Genomic DNA, 17,904 nt, shown 5'->3' with positions numbered 1-17,904 from the left:
ATTACGTATACTTTTTAAAAATAATACAACCATTAACGTCTCCAAAACCAAAACTTGCTTTGGCTATGATTTGCAGTTCTTTTGAAATCATTTGCTGCGGGATTTTATTAACGTCAATTATCGCTGCAATTTCTGGGTGAATGTCTTCACAATTGATACTCGGAAAGATAAATCCATGATGCAATTGTAAAACAGAAGCCACACTTTCAATGCTTCCAGCAGCAGACAAACAATGTCCAACCATCGATTTCAAAGAATTGATATAAGGAAAATCCTCGCCTTTTCTATTCAAAGCCTTAGTCCAATTGGAGATTTCCAAACCGTCTTTTGATGTAGCAGTCAAATGACCGTTAACAGCATCAATTTCATAAGCCGAAATTCCGGCATTAATCAACGAATCCTCAATGCATTTCTGTACAGCAATAGAATTGGGTGCCGTCATGGTCCCCTCGCCTCTTTGCCCACCTGAGTTGCAATTGCCACCTAAAACTTCCGCATATATTGTTGCGCCTCGAGCCAAAGCTGTTTCTAAATCTTCCAGTAACAATGCTCCTGCCCCACTTCCCGGTACAAATCCTGAAGCACTGGCGCTCATGGGTCTTGATCCTTTCTCGGGTTGATTGTTGTGTTTGTATGTACACACTTTCATCGCATCAAATCCGCCCCAAATATAAGGCCCTGAATCGCTTGTACTTCCCGACAATATGCGCTTGGCTTGACCAGAGACAATACGGTCGTATGCCATTAAGATACTTTCGGCTCCTGTTGTGCAAGCCGATGAGTTGGTTGTCACCTGATTTCCCAATCCGAGTTTTCCGCCCAAATAAGCACTCACACCACTATTCATGGTTTGTGCTACAGCGGTACTGCCTAATTTTCTAGTTTGAAAATCATCAATCTTATAAATGCTCTCGCGGAATTTCTCTATACCTGAAGTTCCGGTTCCGAAAATAGTTCCGGAATCCCAATCGGGTTCGTCATTATTTTCGATTGATAATCCTGCGTCTTTCCATGCTTCCATTCCAGCCATGACGCCATATAATATACCGGTTGAGTTGAAGTTTCGCAATTCTAATGCGGTGAAATATTCTGCTTTCATTATTTCAGAAACCTGAGGTGTGCCCGAAATCTGACATGAAAACTGCAACCGTTCTAATTCAGCATCGTATCGGATTCCTGAAATTCCGTTTTGAATGGCTTTTAAAAATGCAGGAACGCCTACTCCATTCGGAGCAACAACGCCTAATCCTGTAATGACCACTCTTTTTTTCATGTTATTGATTCAGAATCATTCCGGCTATTGTGCCATTACAAACTACTTCATTGTGCTCATTTTTCATCGTAACTCTACATTTCAGTTTACCAAATCTAAAAAATATTTTCTCTGAAATTACCGTTACTTTTTCATTCGGGTAAACGGGTTTTAAAAATTCTATTTCTGTTGATGTTAAGCTAATTAAGGTATTTAAAGTCAATTCATCATTCATTAAATAAATCCCCAAACAAACCAAACCAATCTGCGCCATTACTTCTGTCAATATCACTCCCGGAGTTATCGGGTTATCTTTGAAATGGCCTTTATAAAAATCTAAATTCTCATCAAAAGTATAACAACCTTCAGCGCCATTTTCGTCCATATGAATGAGTTCATCCACAAACAAAAACGGTTTGGTATAGGGCAATTTCGATATGATATCTTCGTTGTTCATTTTTAAAACTCTAATAAAATTCGCTGCGCCGAAAAACCCGGGCCAAAACTCAACATCAATCCTTTTTCTCCTTGCGGTGGTTGGTTTTCCATAATGCTTTCCAGAACATACAAAACCGTGGCACTCGACATATTGCCATACAATCGCAACACTTCTTTAGTGGCATCAATATTTTTGCCCAATCCCGAAAAAAGCGCTTCTACTGTTTGTATGATTTTTTTGCCACCGGGATGAAAAATCAAATGGTCGATGGTTTCAATATTCAAATTGTTTTTGGCTAAAAATGGATGTACAATATCTGGGAAATGTGAAGCAATTGTATCAGGAACATCAATATCGAGTATCATTTGAAGCCCGGAATTGGTGAGTTTGAAGCCCATCATATGCTCATTGTCATAGAAATGATACATGGCGTCATCGATGATTTTTGGGCCATAAGCTCCATCGACTGACGATAGTAAAGCACAAGCCGCTCCATCTCCGAAAATGGCCGCACTTACAATATTGGCCATAGAGAAATCTTCCAATTGAAAAGTAGCCGTTGGCGATTCAACCGCAATAACAGCGGCGCGCTTTCCAGGATTGGCTTTGAGGAAATTCCTCGCATAAATAATCCCTGAAATCCCAGCAGCACAACCCATTTCAGTTACAGGAAGTCGAACGATGTCTTGTCTTAATTTCAATTTATTAATCAGATAAGCATCCAACGATGGAATCATAATGCCGGTGCAACTTACCGTAATAATATAATCTAAATCTTCGGGTTTCCATTGGGCTTTATCAAGAGCTTTTTGGAGCACTTTTTCACCCAAATCGATCATTTCACGCATATAAATATCATTCTTATCTTCGAATGAAGTGACTGTAAAAACTTCAATCGGATCCATGATAGAATATCGCATATCAACAGCGGCACCTTCAAAAATCTTTTTCACTTTTCGAATAAAACGATCGTCTTGACCAACAAGCCATTGGTCTAATAATGGGATAATCTCAGCGGTTTGTCTCGAATATTTTGGCAATTGCTTGGCAACTGTGGTAATTTTTACGGTCATAATTTATAAATAATCCATTGGTAACGAAACGCCCATTTCCAGGCGATGGTATAGCTGGTGAGCTTTAATTTCTTAGAAAAAGCGGTAAGTTCATTTTTTTTAAAACCTCGTAAAATTGAAGTCAACCCGTCTTCTTTAGACATTGGATTGAGCTGAAACAAAAAGCAAATCAATTGAAACAACCGATACGCTATTGTATTGCGATGCAAATCATTGACAACGATTCCAATCCTGACATTATTATTCAAAGTCTGCATGATTTTTAAAATCTGCTCGTCTTTGAAATGATGCAATGTTAATGTGCACAACACAATGTCTATTGCGTAATCTTCATAGTCAAATTCAAAAATATCTTCTGAAAGATACTCGATATTAGTATAATCATTCGAAGATTCTTTTGCATAATTCACAGTAAATGGATTGGCATCAATACCGATTAATTTGAATTCCCTTTGATTTGCTAATCCATACTCAGCAAGGCTTCTGAGCATATCACCATTGCCACAACCCAAGTCGATGATACAAATCGGAGTTGTTTTGGGTATATTTTGGATCAATTTTTCGACACCTTTCAAAGTGAGTTTATTGCCGCCTAGCCATTGGTTGATTTTCGCAATTTTATCTAAAGCATCCAATAAAAGATTGCCTTCTAAAGAAAAATCGTCCATGATTTCTGGCGCATTCGTTCTGTGCTTGGTGCTTATCATTTTGTTATTGCTATGTTTTTTCCGTGTGTTCTTTTGATGATTTCAGAAAATAACGTTGGGAATTTTATAAAGATACGGATTAACCATTCAGACAGATTTTGGTTTTGCAAAATGGTACCCAACAATCTACCGGTTTGCAGTCGATTTTTAAAATTTGCATTCCAAGTTTGGGTGTACTTTTTTTCTAGTTCCTTTCTAGATTTAATGCTATTTTTTGAAAAATCATCAATCAATTCAGCAGCGATTTTGGCACTTCGAATCGCCATCGCCATACCATTTCCGCATAACGGATGAATCAATCCGGCACTGTCGCCAATCATTAAAACATGATGATCAACCGGTTCTTTTTGATCGAAACAGATTTGACTGATGGTTAATGGTTTTTCAAAAATGGGAGTGAAACTTTCAAAAATAGATTTTAATAATGGGTTTTGGTAGATTACTTTTTCCTGATATTCTTCAATGTTTTTGTATTGCTTGAATGTTTCGTAATCAGCGAGATAACAAATATTAACGATATCATTCTCTACTTTAGAAACGCCGCAGTAACCACCTTTGAAATTGTGCAATCCAACCAGATTATTAGGGAAATCACCTTTGTAATGGCCTTTAATTGCAAGCCAAGGTGATTTTTTTTGAATAAAACTGCGCTGCAATTTTTGATCGATATTCGAACGCTTTCCAAAAGCGCCTATGACAATGTCAGCGTTTAAAATTTGATTATTTGATAAATGAATCGTAAAGGCATCATAAGCAAAATGAATATCGACTGCTGTTTCGGGAATAACTTTGCATTGTTGCGCTATAGCTTTTTGATACAAATGAAAATCCAATGCATAGCGACTTACGCCAAAGCCACCAAGTGGTAATTTTGTTTGAATGGTTTTACCTTTTGTCGTAGAAAAAATAACGGAATCAATCTTGGTTGGGTTTAAAATATTGGGATTGATGTCGAGCCAATCGAGATAGGGCAATACTTCATTCGAGATATATTCACCACAAACTTTATGTTTAGGGAAATTATTTTTTTCAATGATGGTGATGGAATGACCCAATTTCGACAAATGAATAGCAGCAGTTAAACCAGCCAAGCCGGCACCAACAATCACTATTTTTGAATTTGATTCCATAGACTAGTAAATCTATACAATTTACTTTCAGCTGAAGCGTAATCAAGCGTTAAAAATTTGCAAAATTCACAGATTAATTTGCATAAAAAAACCGCTTCTAATGAAACGGTTTTTAGAATTTATAATTTCCCTTCTTTTATTTCTTCTACAATTTCAGGGTTTAGCAGCGTTGAAATATCCCCAAAATTAGAGAAATCACCCTCAGCGATTTTTCTTAAAATACGCCGCATGATTTTTCCCGAACGCGTTTTAGGCAAACCCGAAACAAACTGAATTTTATCGAGTTTGGCAATAGGGCCGATTTGGTCTGAAATCAATTGGTTGATTTCTACGGATAGGTTGTTTCTGTCGCGACTTTCACCGCTTTCTTTCAATATGATGTAACCGTAAAGTGCATTTCCTTTGATGTCATGTGGGAAACCAACAATAGCACTTTCTGCCACTGCAGGATGTTCGTTGATGGCATCTTCTATGGGTGCAGTTCCTAAATTATGACCGGAAACAATCACAACATCATCTACTCTACCGGTAATTCTGTAATAACCAACTTCATCACGCAATGCGCCATCACCAGTAAAATATTTCCCCGGATAGGTTGAAAAATAAGTGTCTTTATACCGTTGGTGATCGCCCCAAATAGTTCTTGCAATGGCTGGCCATGGGAATTTGATACACAAACTTCCTGTTACTTGATTGCCTTCAATTTCGTTGCGTTTTTCATCCATTAAAACCGGTTGAATTCCTGGTAATGGCAATGATGCATACGTTGGTTTTGTCGGTGTGACAAATGCGATTGGTGAAATCAAAATACCTCCGGTTTCGGTTTGCCACCAAGTGTCTACCAGTGGACAGCGCTTCCCTCCTACGTGGTCGTTATACCAATGCCAAGCTTCCTCATTGATGGGTTCGCCAACAGAACCGATGACTTTTAAAGAACTCAAAGGGAAACGTTGCACATAATCAAGACTTTCCTTGGCTAAAGAGCGAATCGCAGTTGGTGCAGTGTAAAATTGAGTGATTTTGTGTTTTTCGATGACTTCCCAAAATCTGCTAAAATCAGGATATGAAGGAACGCCCTCAAAAATTACAGTGGTGGCACCATTTAAAAGTGGTCCGTAAAGTATATAAGAATGCCCAGTTATCCAACCGATATCAGCGGTGCACCAAAAAATATCGTTTTCTTCGTAGTTGAATACGTTTTTGAAAGTATAAGCAGTATACACCATATAACCGGCGGTGGTATGTACCATTCCTTTTGGTTTTCCTGTTGAACCAGAAGTGTATAAAATAAACAACGGATCTTCAGCATCCATAATTTCTGCAACATTGTTATCTGAAGCCTCTTCTAAAAGTGGTTGCAACCAAAGGTCACGCCCGGTTTTCATGTTGATGGTTGTGTTGGTTCGCTTGACAACTAAAACAGTTTCAACGCTGGGACATTTTTCTAAAGCTTCATCAACGATTCCTTTTAAATCGATGGATTTGTTGCCACGATAACCACCATCAGAAGTAATCACCATTTTACATTCGCTGTCATTAATTCTCGAGGCCACCGCAGAAGCTGAAAATCCTGCAAATACAACAGAATGAATTGCTCCGATTCTCGCACAAGCTAAAACTGAAACTGCCAATTCAGGAATCATCGGTAGATAAATGCAAACCCGATCTCCTTTTTTGATGCCTTGCTCTCTTAGAACATTGGCCAATTTTGAAACGCGTTGGTGCAAATCATTATAGGTAATATGTTGTGCTTCTTCTTTGGGATCGTTGGGTTCGAAGATAATGGCGGTTTTATTTCCGCGACGTGCCAGATGCCTGTCGATACAGTTTTTGACAATATTGACTTTCGCTTCGGTAAACCATTTGATTTCCGCTTCGGCCATATTGAATTCCATGACTTTGTCCCATTGCTGGTACCAAGTGAAGTTTTCTTCTGCAATTTTTCCCCAAAATTTTCTTGGTTCGCGAATTGATTTGTTATAATGTTTGAAATATTGCTCCAGGTTCTGGATTTTGTAGTAACTCATTGTGTTGTTGTTAATCGAAATTTATATTTTTTTTGTATCGTACTCTCCTTTCAGCGCATAATATCCAAAGATACTCAAACCGAATACAATTAATGGCGTCAATACAAATAGAATAATAATTCCAAAGACCAAATCTTCTTGTTTTCCTGAATTGAACTTCGGCAATCCAAACACAAACACGCAAAAGTATGCTGCTGCCAAAGCTAAAAACAACCAGATAATTCCTAAGATTCTTTTGATGCTATTCATATTATTTTATTTAAAAAGGTTAACAAGGATTTACACTAATTATTTTTTGAAATTATAATTCGTGCTCATTCGTGAAATTTGTGTTCAATTAATCATTAACTGTTTCATTCTTCGATTTCAAATAAATCATCCCAATCACAAAACAAACCGATGCAATGGCAATCGGATACCACAATCCTTCGAGATAATATTCAGGATTGCCATTTTCTTTAGCATTGGTTACAAAATACGTTGAAATCGCCGGAAGCAATCCACCGAAAATACCATTACCCACGTGATACGGCAATGACATTGAAGTGTAGCGGATTTTTGTTGGAAACATTTCTACTAAAAAAGCCGCTATTGGACCATAAACCATAGTCACAAAAATGACTTGTATAAAAACTAAGAAAATCAACATCCATCGATCGTGCGATACGATATGAATCGTAGTTTTGGTTTCAGGTTTAGCACTTTCATCAGTTAAATTTGTAGTCACCACAACATCCGATTGTGTTCCATCTGTATAATTATAATGCGTTTTTAAAATCGATTGGTGTTTTTCGGTATTAGTGTCTTTGCTTTCAGTTGAATTTACAAGCGTTTTGTGATTTACATCGACTGTAGTAAACATCGTTTTATAAATCGGGCGATACAACAAAATAGCCAATAATAATCCGGTCATCATAATACTTTTTCTACCTATTTTATCACTGAGCCAGCCAAAGAAAACGAAAAAAGGCGTTCCGAAAAGCAGTGCAATTCCAAGTAACGTATCTACCTGAGAACTGTCAATGTTCATTACGGTTTTCATGAAATTCATCGCGTAAAATTGTCCTGTATACCAAACAACACCTTGCCCCATGGTCGCTCCAAACAATGCGAGCAATACAAATTTCAAATTGTAAGTATTCCCAAAACTTTCCTTTAATGGATTTTTACTGGTTTTCCCTTCAGCTTTAGCTTTCGAGAATTCGGGTGATTCATCCATTTTTTTTCGAATCAAATAAGAAACGAAAACCATCACAATGGATACCCAAAATGGCACACGCCAACCCCATTCATCAAAGGCTTGCTCGGATAAAATGTTTTTAGTAGCAAGAATTACCATCAAAGAAACAAACAAACCAACTGTTGCAGTAGTTTGAATCCACGATGTCCAATATCCACGTTGGTTTTTTGGTGAATGTTCCGCAACATAAGTAGCTGCGCCTCCATATTCACCACCTAAAGCCAATCCTTGTAATAGTCTTAATATCAATACTAATAACGGAGCCATATAACCTATCGTTTCAAAACTAGGCACGCAGCCAATTAGGAAAGTGGCACCGCCCATTAATAACAATGTGGCCATGAAAGTATATTTCCTTCCAATCAAATCGCCCAACCTTCCGAAGAAAAGTGCTCCAAACGGACGCACTACGAATCCAGCGGCGAAAGTGGCCAAGGTTGAAAGGAATGCTGCGGTCGGATTTCCTGAAGGAAAAAACTTGGTAGCAATAACCACCGCCAAACTACCAAAAATATAGAAGTCATACCATTCGATTAGCGTACCCATGGATGAGGCCGAAATGACTTTCCATATGCCTTTTGTTGCTGTTTTACTCATGCCGATTTAAAATTTGATAATCAAATATAGAAATACTTCCAAACAAAAGAAGTCATTATCGATATTTTGCCAAATTAATAGATGAAAGCTTTAAAAAGTCCGATATTGTGAATATTCGTTTTATTTTTTTCGCTTAATTTGTATAAACAATACATACATGCAACTCGATCCTCAGGAAATGGACCAAAAATCCATATATAAATTACTTACAGGCACTATTATTCCACGTCCAATCGGTTGGATTTCATCGATTGGTGAAGACGGAATTTATAATTTGGCGCCTTTTTCTTATTTTAATGCCGTTGGCGATGACCCGCCACATGTAATGTTTTCTGCTTCTAGAAGCAATAATAATATCAAAGACACGCTCAACAATGTACTCAAGACCAAACAATTTGTAGTCAATATGGTTACCGAAAATTTGGTCGATCAAATGAACGATACTGCACATCCGATTCCCGCGCATGAAAGCGAATTCGATTTTGCAAAACTAACCCCAATCCCATCTTTAAAAGTAAAACCTCCACGAGTGCAAGGCAGTCCGGTCGCTATGGAATGTGAACTGGTACATCATTATACATTAGAAAACCACAAAAATGGTGGCTCCACCATTATCATTGGAAGAGTAGTGATGTTTCATATTGATGATGCCATTTTGCTCGATGACACAAAAATTAATTTAGCTGTTTATAAACCTGTGTCTCGATTGGCAGGTTCGAACTATGCTAAACTAGGAGAAATTTTTTCTATTAAAAGATAAACAATGAAAGTAACAGTAATTGGTGGCGGACCTGGTGGATTGTATTTCTCCATTTTATTAAAGAAAGCAATACCAGATTGCCAAATCGATCTTTACGAACGCAACAAAGCGGATGACAGTTTTGGTTTTGGCGTCGTTTTTTCTGATGAAACATTGAGTGAGTTTTTATCTCGTGATCCGAAATCTTACGATTTAATCCGAACAAAATTCGCCTATTGGGATGATTTGGATATCGCCCGAGATGGTGAAATCGTCCGCATTTCCGGCAATGGATTTTGTGGTTGTTCGAGAAAAACACTATTGCAATTGTTGCAACAACGTTGTAAGGAAGAAGGTGTCAATCTTCATTTCGAACACAATGTTGAAGACTTGTCTCAATTTAAAGATTCGACCTATATCGTAGCTTGTGATGGAATTAACAGTCCAATTCGCGAGAAATTCTCCAAGCAATTCGGAACGAATGTTACGCTCAAAAAGAACAAATTCGTTTGGCTAGGATCTACAAAACCGTTAGATGCTTTTACGTATTTTTTCAAAACGACCATTCACGGAACATTCACAGCGCATACCTATCAATATGAAAAAGGCATGAGTACCTGGATTTTCGAATGTACTGAAAACACATATAACAACGCCGATTTTGAAACCACCGATGAAAAAGACACAATTAAAAAACTGACTGAAATTTTTGCCGAAGAGCTCGATGGTCATGGATTAATTTCAAACAAATCACATTGGCGACAATTTCCACACGTCACCAATGAAAAATGGAACTATAAAAACATAGTATTACTCGGCGATGCCAAAGCGACTGCCCACTACTCTATCGGTTCCGGAACCAAATTGGCGATGGAATGTGCGATTGCGTTAGCCGATTCGATCATCGAGCATAAAACCAATACCACCAAAGCGTTTGAAAAATACAATCAGTTGCGCCGCAATCGTGTAGAAATGATTCAACATGCCGCAAATGTTTCTTTGGATTGGTTTGAAAATATCGAACGCCACATGCAACACGATTTTATGCAATTTGCATTTGGTGTGATGACGCGTTCTAAAAAAGTGACTTATGAAAATCTAGCATTGCGAGATGAAACGTTTACAGAGAAAGTATTGACCGAATTCAATTGCAATATTGGCAATTTCAAAGTCAAAACGCCCGCCGCTTTTACAGAGTTTTCACTTCGAGAAATGCAATTAAAAAATCGAATAGTAATGTCGCCAATGGGGCAATATGCCGCTGAAAACGGATTGGTTTCGAATTGGCATTTGGTGCATTATGGTGCCCGTGCTACTGGCGGAGTCGGATTGATATTAACAGAAATGACTGCCGTTTCAAAAACAGGTCGAATCACTTTAGGTTGTGCCGGAATTTGGTCTGAAGAACAAATGCTTAAGTGGAAGAAAGTCGTGAATTACGTCCACAAATACAGTAAAACAAAAATCGGAATTCAACTCGGACATTCAGGCAGAAAAGGCTCTGTGAATGTGCCTTCTGTGGGTAATAATATTCCATTAACTAAAAACGGTTGGGATTTGATTTCTGCATCACCGATTCCATTCACAGCAGCTATAGCAACACCAAAAGAAATGACCGTTTCTGATATGGACAATATTATTTCAGAATTTGTAAACGCCACCATTTTCGCAGAAGAAGCCGGATTTGATATGATAGAATTGCAAGCGCATCACGGATTTTTATTGGCCTCTTTTCTGTCTCCATTAACCAACATTAGAAAAGATGCATTTGGCGGACCAATCCAAAACAGAATCAAATTCCCGCTGCAAGTATTCCAAGCCATGCGTGAAGTTTTTCCTCAGAACAAACCCATGTCTGTTCGGGTTTCCGCTTCCGATTGGGCAGAAAACGGTATTTCAGAACAAGATGTTTTGTTCATTTGTGAAGCTTTCAAAAACGCGGGCGCTGATATCATCAATGTTTCTACAGGCAATACCGTCGAAAACCAGCAACCTCAAATCGGCAGAATGTGGCAAACACCTTTTTCTGATTTAATCCGAAATACGATTCATACACCAACAATAACAACAGGTTATATTCAAGACATTGATCAAATCAATACCATATTATTGAATGGCAGAGCCGACTTAGTAGCTTTAGGCAGACCATTATTGCTCGATCCGAATTTTGTCCGTCATGCACAAGCACACGAGCAATACAAACCATCGGATATTCCGAATCAATATAAAGCTGGCGTTTCGCATTTGTATCCATTCCATCAATCGGAAAGAAAAAATATGGAAGCCATGAAAAAAGAACTCAAACCTGAAAGTCATAAACCATAAATGAAAACTTCAATTTTTATATTGTTTATGATATCAATATCAGTCCAAGCACAAACCGAAGAAATCATCAATAGCGGCAATTCTAAATTGCATTATCGAATTTTTGGTAAAGGAAAACCGATGCTGATTATCAATGGTGGCCCGGGAATGAACAGCGACGGATTCACCAATATCGCCCAAACATTAACCCAATACGATTATCAAACCATCACCTACGACCAACGAGGAACCGGAAAATCTACGGTAACGTCTTTAAATTCAAAAACCATTACGATGGATTTGATGGTCGAAGACATGGAAAACCTCAGACAATATCTCAACATAGAAAAATGGACCCTCTTCGGACATTCATTCGGTGGTATTATGGCTGCTTATTATGCGTCTAAACATCCCGAGCGTATTGACAAATTGATTCTTTCAAGTTCCGGTGGCATCAATATGGAGTTTACTTCCTATGTCGCAAAAAGACAGCAAGCCAATCTTACCCAAATGCAAAGAGATAGTTTGGCTTATTTTCAAAAGAAACAAGACCAAGGCGATACTTCACTTGAAACCAGAAAAGGGCGTACAAAATATTTAGCGTTTGCTTATGTTTTTGACAAATCGAAAGCACCAATTATAGCCGAAAGATTGCAGCAATTTAATGGTGAGATTAATAATTTGGTGATTCAAGACCTATTCAAAATTAACTACGATTGTTCCCGAAAATTCTTAAATTTTGACAGGCCGGTTCTTGTATTACAAGGCAAGAATGACATTATTACGGTAGATACTGCTCAAAAAACCGCCAAAGCTTTTCCCAATTCAAAACTCGTGTTGATGGACCATTGTGCGCATTACGGCTGGCTCGATGTTCCGGAAGTTTATTTTGCTAACATTCAAAGTTTTTTAAATAGTTAAATCATGAAGCATTACGAAGACAATTTCGCCCATGATCATTTGCCAGCTTTGGAATTACAACCTGATTATATTTATAATTTACCGCAATTTCAACAACCAGAAATGTTGAATTGTGTAGAACGTTTGCTTGATTATCATATTCAATCAGGTCATGGAAACGCGATTTGTCTGCGCACTTTTGAAACCATTTGGACCTACCAGCAATTATTCGAAAAAGCCAATCAAATCGCTCATGTTTTAATAGATGATTTAGGATTAAAATCCGGCAATCGCGTACTGATTCGTTCGGCCAACAATCCGATGATGGTCGCTTGCTGGTATGCTGTTCTAAAAGCCGGAGGCATTGTCGTGGCTACGATGCCGTTATTGCGAGCAAAGGAATTGACAACTTTTATTGATTGTGCCGAAATATCCCACGCGCTTTGTGATATGGATTTAGACGAAGAAATGAAATTGGTAAAATCACCATTTCTAAAAAGCACGAGCTATTTCGACGGTTCACAAACAAAACCTTCTGAATTGGAAATTTTAATGCTAAACAAACCTAAGTCGTTTAACAATTTTCATTCAAAATCCGATAGCGTTGCTTTGATTGGTTTTACTTCAGGAACTACTGGTTTGCCCAAGATGACTTCGCATTATCACAAGGATATTCTCAATATTTGTGAAGCATTTCCAAACTATTCGTTGCAACCAACTGCCGATGATATTTTTATTGGAAGTCCACCATTGGGTTTTACATTTGGCTTGGGTGGCTTGGTTTTATTTCCGATGTATTTCGGAGCATCAACATTTCTAATAGAAAAACCATCACCGGATTTGTTGCTTGAAGTCATTCAAAACCATCATATCACCATTTGTTTTACAGCTCCAACTGCTTGGAGAATCATTACGACTAAAGTCAATGAATATGATATTTCTAGTCTAAGAAAATGCGTGTCTGCCGGAGAAACTTTACCCTTGAAAGTTTGGCAAGATTGGTATGACACTACAGGTTTGAAAATCATCGATGGCATTGGTGCAACAGAAATGCTGCATATTTTCATTTCATCGAACGAAACCAATATGAAACCTGGCGCCACAGGCGTTGCCATTACAGGTTACGAAGCCAAAATTGTTGATCTTGAAGGCAAAGAATTACCCAGAAATGAAGCAGGTCGGTTAGTAGTCAGAGGCATTACAGGTTGCAAATATTTAAATCGAATTGAAAAGCAGAAAGAATATGTCGAAAACGGCTGGAACATCACCGGCGATATCTTCCGTCAAGACGAAGAAGGCTATTTCTGGTTTGTAGCGCGAGGCGATGATATGATTATTTCTTCAGGATATAATATTGCGGCTATTGAAGTCGAAAGTGTGCTTTTAACACATGACGAAATCTTAGAATGTGCTGTTGTAGGATTGCCCCACGAAGAGCGCGGCATGGTGGTTTGCGCCCACATTGTTCTCAAAGAAAAAAGTAAAGCATCGAATGATTTAGAGAAATCTATACAGCTGTGGTTTAAAGAAGTAGCTGCACCATATAAATATCCAAGAACCATTTATTTTGTAGACGAATTGCCTAAAACTGAAACCGGAAAAATCCAAAGATTCAAATTAAAATAATAAAATAGCCAAAGATTAAAAAGATTGCATAATCTGTGGATAAAGTTAAATAAACATGAGAAAAGCATTTTTAATATTTGCACTTACTTCACTGGCAATAATCGGCATACTATCTTATGTTAATTGGAAATTTTCATTTCTCTTATTGATATTTATTCCATTAATTCTAATGGGATTATACGATATGTATCAATCGAAACATACCATTCGCAAAAACTTCCCATTGTTAGGAAGACTGCGCTATCTTCTAGAATCTCTTGGTCCCGAAATGCGCCAGTATTTTATCGAAACCGATCTAGAAGGCAAACCGTTCAATCGACTACAACGCAATTTGGTATACGAACGTAGCAAAAAAGCCGTCGATTCACAACCTTTCGGTACACAATTGAATGTCTACGATGAAGGTTACGAATGGATCAACCACAGCATTCGTGCGATTCCTTTTAATCAAGTTAATGAAAATCCACGTGTAAGAATTGGTTCATCTCAATGCGAAAAACCGTATGAGGCAAGCTTGTTTAATATCAGTGCCATGAGCTACGGTTCATTAAGCAAAAATGCAATTTTAGCATTGAATGCTGGAGCCAAGCAAGGTGGCTTTTATCACAATACCGGCGAAGGTGGTTTGTCTCAATATCATTTAACAGGCGGCGATGTCGTTTGGAATATCGGCACAGGTTACTTCAGTTGTAGAACTGATGACGGAAAATTTTCCTATGAAGCATACGTCAAACGAGCCACACTCGACAATGTCAAAATGATTGAAATCAAATTCTCTCAAGGCGCGAAACCCGGTCACGGCGGCATCCTTCCCAAAGAAAAAGTAACCGACGAAATCGCTGCAATACGTTTGGTTTCTAAAGGACACGACATCGTTTCACCACCAAGTCATTCGGCTTTTACCACGCCATTAGAATTAATGGATTTTGTAAAACTATTGCGAAAAGGTTCCGAAGGAAAACCCATTGGGATGAAAATCTGCATCGGCAATAAATCCGAATTTCTATCCATTTGCAAAGCGATGGTCGAAACGAAAACCTACCTCGATTTTATCACGGTTGATGGCGGAGAAGGCGGAACCGGTGCAGCACCACAAGAATATTCCGATCACGTAGGCATGCCTTTGCGCGACGCGTTGGCTTTTGTGTACGATGCTTTAAACGGCTTCGATCTAAAAGACCAAATCAAAATCATCTGCAGTGGCAAAGTCATTACGGGTTTTGACATTATCAGAAACCTATCGCTTGGTGCCGATTTATGCAATTCCGCCCGAGGCATGATGTTCGCACTCGGTTGCATTCAAGCGTTAGAATGTCACGCAAATACTTGCCCAACTGGCGTTGCCACACAAGATCCTGCATTAATGAAAGGTTTGGTTCCAGAAGAAAAAAGCATTCGTGTAGCACGCTATCAAAAAGAAACGGTTAAAAGTGCGATGGACTTAATGGCATCAGCCGGAATCAACCACCCCGATGATGTAGACAGAACCGCTGTGAGCACACGAGTCGACAGAACCAAAGTGCAGACGTTTTATGAAATATATCCCGAATTAGATAAAGGATGTTTGTTGTATGAAAGTACCGTTCCAAAGGAATTTTTGTACTTTTGGAAAAAGGCCTCCATAGAAAAATTTTAAGCCGAAATCGCCATGAAAAAATTACTGTTCATTCTGATTACAATCAATTGTTTTGCACAAGCACCGGCTGTCGAATGGCTAAAAACCTACGGCGGTAGTGAAGGCGATACTTCCTATTCGATCATCCAGACCAATGACGGTGGCTATATCAGCTGCGGCTATACCACTTCCTGCGATGGAGACATTGTAGGAAACCATAGCTGCGGTGAAGGCAACGCCGATTTGCTAGTATTTAAGATTGATGTGACGGGAAGCGTCCAGTGGACAAAAAGTATAGGTGGCACGGGAACCGATTTCGCCCGTTCTATTGTGCAGTTGAACGATGGGAATTATGTCATTGGTGGCACGGCATCATCAAACGATGGTGACATTACGAATAACGATGGGCATGGTGATTTCCTTGCGGTGAAAATTGACCAGACCGGAAATATTCTATGGCAGAAAACCTACGGGGGCAGCGGTGTTGAGGAGGCCGCCCATCTCGAAAAGACAACAGATAACGGCTTCATCATGTGCGGCTTAACTACATCAAGTAACAATGGTGACGTTTCAGGTGCTCATGGCGATTACGATTTCTGGGTCGCAAAAATAGATAACCAAGGTACGCTGCAATGGCAAAAAGCGTTGGGCGGAAGCAATGGCGACCAGGCCAAATGCGTGATACAGGATACGGACGGAGGCTATATTGTTGCCGGTTATACGACTTCTTCAGATGGCGACGTTACCTCGATGCAGGGTTGCTATGACGCTTGGATTGTAAAACTCACACCCACTGGACAAATTCAATGGCAGAAATCATTAGGCGATAACGGCTGCGAAATGATCCGGTCAATCCGCAAAACGCCCGACAACGGGTTTATCGCTTTTGGTCATAAAGGCTACAAAGCTTGGGTAGTGAAATTGACTGCCGATGCGAATATCGAATGGCAAAAAACCTATGGAGGCACGCAATTGCAAAATGCCGAAAGTATCAGCCTCACGCCAGACGGAGGTTATATCTTCTGCGGCAATACATTTTCCAGTAATGGTGATTTGTTGAACATACCCGGAAACGGCAAAGCCTGGATCGTAAAACTGGATGCCGCGGGAATAATCCAATGGCAAAAGAAAATCGGAGGCAGCGATGATGATTATTTCAACAGTATCATGCCTACTGCAGACGGTGGATATATTGTATCAGGCGAAGCCTTTTCGTCCGACGGCGATATTACGGCGAGTCACGGCTACATCGATTTTTTAATGGTGAAGCTGGCTCCTGATCCATTGTCGAATGCCACTTTCCAATATGAAAACCTGGTTGTTTTCCTCAACCCGACCACCAACTTACTCGATGTTAAAACGCCTAATAATGACATTATAGATCAGGTTCTTATCACAGATTTATCTGGAAAAACAATCATCAGGCAAACGCAGAACACTAATCTGATCAATACACAAAACCTTGCCTCTGGAATCTATTTCCTTCAAGCCACATCAAACCATAAAACTTATCAAACCAAATTCATCAAGCAATAATGAATCAACCCTTTATTAAAACCGAAAAAATCCGTTTCAAACACGTCGATTATGCTGGCATTGTTTTTTATCCTAGATTTCTCGAAATGCTTAATGATTTGGTAGAAGATTGGTTTGAAGAAGCACTCGACAGACCGTTTCACGAAATGCACGAAACCAACGGAATCCCAACGGTTGACCTCAAAGTGCAATTCAAAAACGCAGCACGATTGGGACAAGTATTGCAAAAGAAGTTATGGGTTAAAAACCTAGGTTTCGCTTCTGTTTTATGTGGCTTCGAGTTCATAGATGAAACAGGAAAAACTACTTTATCGGGTGAAGTCACATTAGTAAACGTAGCTTTCAACAAAGACCGAAATGACATTAAAGCCGAACCTTTTACTGAAGCAATGAAAGTGAAAATTATGAATTTTCAATTATGAAAATATATGCATTCCTTATAGTCATACTTTCTCTTGTAAGTTGTAGTGAAACTAATAATAAATACATTGAAGTTATAAAACAAAACAATGTTTTTTTACAAGATGAAATTGCTATTTATAATGCTCGATTTTATATGAAAAGTCAAGAACAACCGAGTTTATATGATTCAATAACTTTTAAAAAAATTAGTAATTTACTTCAAGATACTGGTTCATTAAAAAATTATTCAGATTATAAAGTCATTCAATCAAAAATGAAAAAAATCGTAATTGAGGAAAAATTAAATATGAAATTTG

General features: G+C 38.6%; 16 protein-coding genes. 8 read left to right on the top strand and 8 right to left on the bottom strand.

The window, feature by feature from the left end:
* Position 1: 1 nt before the first annotated feature.
* From RMO03_RS07800 to RMO03_RS07765, 8 genes are all read right to left on the bottom strand, one after another.
* A complete protein-coding gene (locus RMO03_RS07800; protein WP_309641535.1) occupies positions 2-1,273 on the bottom strand; it encodes a beta-ketoacyl-[acyl-carrier-protein] synthase family protein in 1,272 nt (423 codons plus the stop codon).
* A 1-nt stretch (position 1,274) separates the two neighbouring features.
* Positions 1,275-1,709, bottom strand: a complete 435-nt coding sequence (locus RMO03_RS07795) for a 3-hydroxyacyl-ACP dehydratase FabZ family protein (protein WP_309641534.1) — start codon at positions 1,707-1,709, stop codon at positions 1,275-1,277.
* Positions 1,710-1,711: 2 nt separating this feature from the next.
* Positions 1,712-2,764, bottom strand: a complete 1,053-nt coding sequence (locus RMO03_RS07790) for a type III polyketide synthase (RefSeq protein ID WP_309641533.1) — start codon at positions 2,762-2,764, stop codon at positions 1,712-1,714.
* Positions 2,761-3,471: a methyltransferase domain-containing protein gene (locus tag RMO03_RS07785; protein WP_309641532.1), complete on the bottom strand. Its 711-nt coding sequence runs from the start codon at positions 3,469-3,471 to the stop codon at positions 2,761-2,763. The genes RMO03_RS07790 and RMO03_RS07785 overlap by 4 nt, the downstream gene beginning before the upstream one ends.
* On the bottom strand, positions 3,468-4,601 hold the full coding sequence (locus RMO03_RS07780; RefSeq protein ID WP_309641531.1) for an NAD(P)/FAD-dependent oxidoreductase: 1,134 nt from the start codon (positions 4,599-4,601) through the stop codon (positions 3,468-3,470). The genes RMO03_RS07785 and RMO03_RS07780 overlap by 4 nt, the downstream gene beginning before the upstream one ends.
* A 119-nt stretch (positions 4,602-4,720) precedes the next feature.
* Positions 4,721-6,628 (bottom strand): acetate--CoA ligase, encoded by a 1,908-nt coding sequence (gene acs / locus RMO03_RS07775; protein WP_309641530.1) that lies wholly within the window; start codon positions 6,626-6,628, stop codon positions 4,721-4,723.
* 21 nt (positions 6,629-6,649) lie between these two features.
* On the bottom strand, positions 6,650-6,877 hold the full coding sequence (locus RMO03_RS07770; RefSeq protein ID WP_309641529.1) for a DUF6814 family protein: 228 nt from the start codon (positions 6,875-6,877) through the stop codon (positions 6,650-6,652).
* A gap of 88 nt (positions 6,878-6,965) precedes the next feature.
* Positions 6,966-8,465 (bottom strand): MFS transporter, encoded by a 1,500-nt coding sequence (locus tag RMO03_RS07765; RefSeq protein ID WP_309641528.1) that lies wholly within the window; start codon positions 8,463-8,465, stop codon positions 6,966-6,968.
* 157 nt (positions 8,466-8,622) lie between these two features.
* Between RMO03_RS07765 and RMO03_RS07760 the strand changes: the two genes are divergently transcribed.
* From RMO03_RS07760 to RMO03_RS07725, 8 genes are all read left to right on the top strand, one after another.
* A complete protein-coding gene (locus RMO03_RS07760) occupies positions 8,623-9,225 on the top strand; it encodes a flavin reductase family protein (protein WP_309641527.1) in 603 nt (200 codons plus the stop codon).
* A 3-nt stretch (positions 9,226-9,228) separates the two neighbouring features.
* Positions 9,229-11,529 carry an FAD-dependent monooxygenase gene (locus RMO03_RS07755; protein WP_309641526.1) on the top strand — a complete coding sequence of 767 codons (2,301 nt, stop codon included), beginning with the start codon at positions 9,229-9,231 and terminating at the stop codon, positions 11,527-11,529.
* Between the two features lie 27 nt (positions 11,530-11,556).
* A complete protein-coding gene (locus RMO03_RS07750; RefSeq protein WP_309641525.1) occupies positions 11,557-12,429 on the top strand; it encodes an alpha/beta hydrolase in 873 nt (290 codons plus the stop codon).
* 3 nt (positions 12,430-12,432) lie between these two features.
* Complete coding sequence (locus RMO03_RS07745) at positions 12,433-14,034, top strand: AMP-binding protein (protein ID WP_309641524.1); 1,602 nt, start codon at positions 12,433-12,435, stop codon at positions 14,032-14,034.
* 55 nt (positions 14,035-14,089) lie between these two features.
* The gene (locus RMO03_RS07740) at positions 14,090-15,670 is read left to right on the top strand and encodes an FMN-binding glutamate synthase family protein (RefSeq protein ID WP_309641523.1); all 1,581 of its coding nucleotides are present in this window, start codon (positions 14,090-14,092) and stop codon (positions 15,668-15,670) included.
* Between the two features lie 12 nt (positions 15,671-15,682).
* A complete protein-coding gene (locus RMO03_RS07735; RefSeq protein WP_309641522.1) occupies positions 15,683-17,185 on the top strand; it encodes a T9SS type A sorting domain-containing protein in 1,503 nt (500 codons plus the stop codon).
* Positions 17,185-17,607, top strand: a complete 423-nt coding sequence (locus tag RMO03_RS07730) for a thioesterase family protein (protein WP_309641521.1) — start codon at positions 17,185-17,187, stop codon at positions 17,605-17,607. The genes RMO03_RS07735 and RMO03_RS07730 overlap by 1 nt, the downstream gene beginning before the upstream one ends.
* A partial coding sequence (locus RMO03_RS07725) for a hypothetical protein (RefSeq protein WP_309641520.1) occupies positions 17,604-17,904 on the top strand: 301 nt, incomplete at its 3' end. The genes RMO03_RS07730 and RMO03_RS07725, both read left to right, overlap by 4 nt.

Source organism: Flavobacterium sp., assembly GCF_031411595.1.
Classification (GTDB): Bacteria; Bacteroidota; Bacteroidia; order Flavobacteriales; family Flavobacteriaceae; genus Flavobacterium.
Note: the sequence above shows the minus strand (reverse complement) of the source record. Positions and strands in the feature narration are given on the sequence as shown.

Excerpts from the sequence above, each read along its gene's own strand:
- RMO03_RS07800 (WP_309641535.1), bottom strand. The coding sequence starts at position 1,273 with ATGAAAAAAAGAGTGGTCATTACAGGATTAGGCGTTGTTGCTCCGAAT.
- RMO03_RS07795 (WP_309641534.1), bottom strand. The coding sequence starts at position 1,709 with ATGAACAACGAAGATATCATATCGAAATTGCCCTATACCAAACCGTTT.
- RMO03_RS07735 (WP_309641522.1), top strand. The coding sequence starts at position 15,683 with ATGAAAAAATTACTGTTCATTCTGATTACAATCAATTGTTTTGCACAA.
- RMO03_RS07790 (WP_309641533.1), bottom strand. The coding sequence starts at position 2,764 with ATGACCGTAAAAATTACCACAGTTGCCAAGCAATTGCCAAAATATTCG.
- acs (WP_309641530.1), bottom strand. The coding sequence starts at position 6,628 with ATGAGTTACTACAAAATCCAGAACCTGGAGCAATATTTCAAACATTAT.
- RMO03_RS07770 (WP_309641529.1), bottom strand. The coding sequence starts at position 6,877 with ATGAATAGCATCAAAAGAATCTTAGGAATTATCTGGTTGTTTTTAGCT.
- RMO03_RS07750 (WP_309641525.1), top strand. The coding sequence starts at position 11,557 with ATGATATCAATATCAGTCCAAGCACAAACCGAAGAAATCATCAATAGC.
- RMO03_RS07765 (WP_309641528.1), bottom strand. The coding sequence starts at position 8,465 with ATGAGTAAAACAGCAACAAAAGGCATATGGAAAGTCATTTCGGCCTCA.
- RMO03_RS07740 (WP_309641523.1), top strand. The coding sequence starts at position 14,090 with ATGAGAAAAGCATTTTTAATATTTGCACTTACTTCACTGGCAATAATC.
- RMO03_RS07745 (WP_309641524.1), top strand. The coding sequence starts at position 12,433 with ATGAAGCATTACGAAGACAATTTCGCCCATGATCATTTGCCAGCTTTG.
- RMO03_RS07760 (WP_309641527.1), top strand. The coding sequence starts at position 8,623 with ATGCAACTCGATCCTCAGGAAATGGACCAAAAATCCATATATAAATTA.
- RMO03_RS07780 (WP_309641531.1), bottom strand. The coding sequence starts at position 4,601 with ATGGAATCAAATTCAAAAATAGTGATTGTTGGTGCCGGCTTGGCTGGT.
- RMO03_RS07730 (WP_309641521.1), top strand. The coding sequence starts at position 17,185 with ATGAATCAACCCTTTATTAAAACCGAAAAAATCCGTTTCAAACACGTC.
- RMO03_RS07755 (WP_309641526.1), top strand. The coding sequence starts at position 9,229 with ATGAAAGTAACAGTAATTGGTGGCGGACCTGGTGGATTGTATTTCTCC.
- RMO03_RS07785 (WP_309641532.1), bottom strand. The coding sequence starts at position 3,471 with ATGATAAGCACCAAGCACAGAACGAATGCGCCAGAAATCATGGACGAT.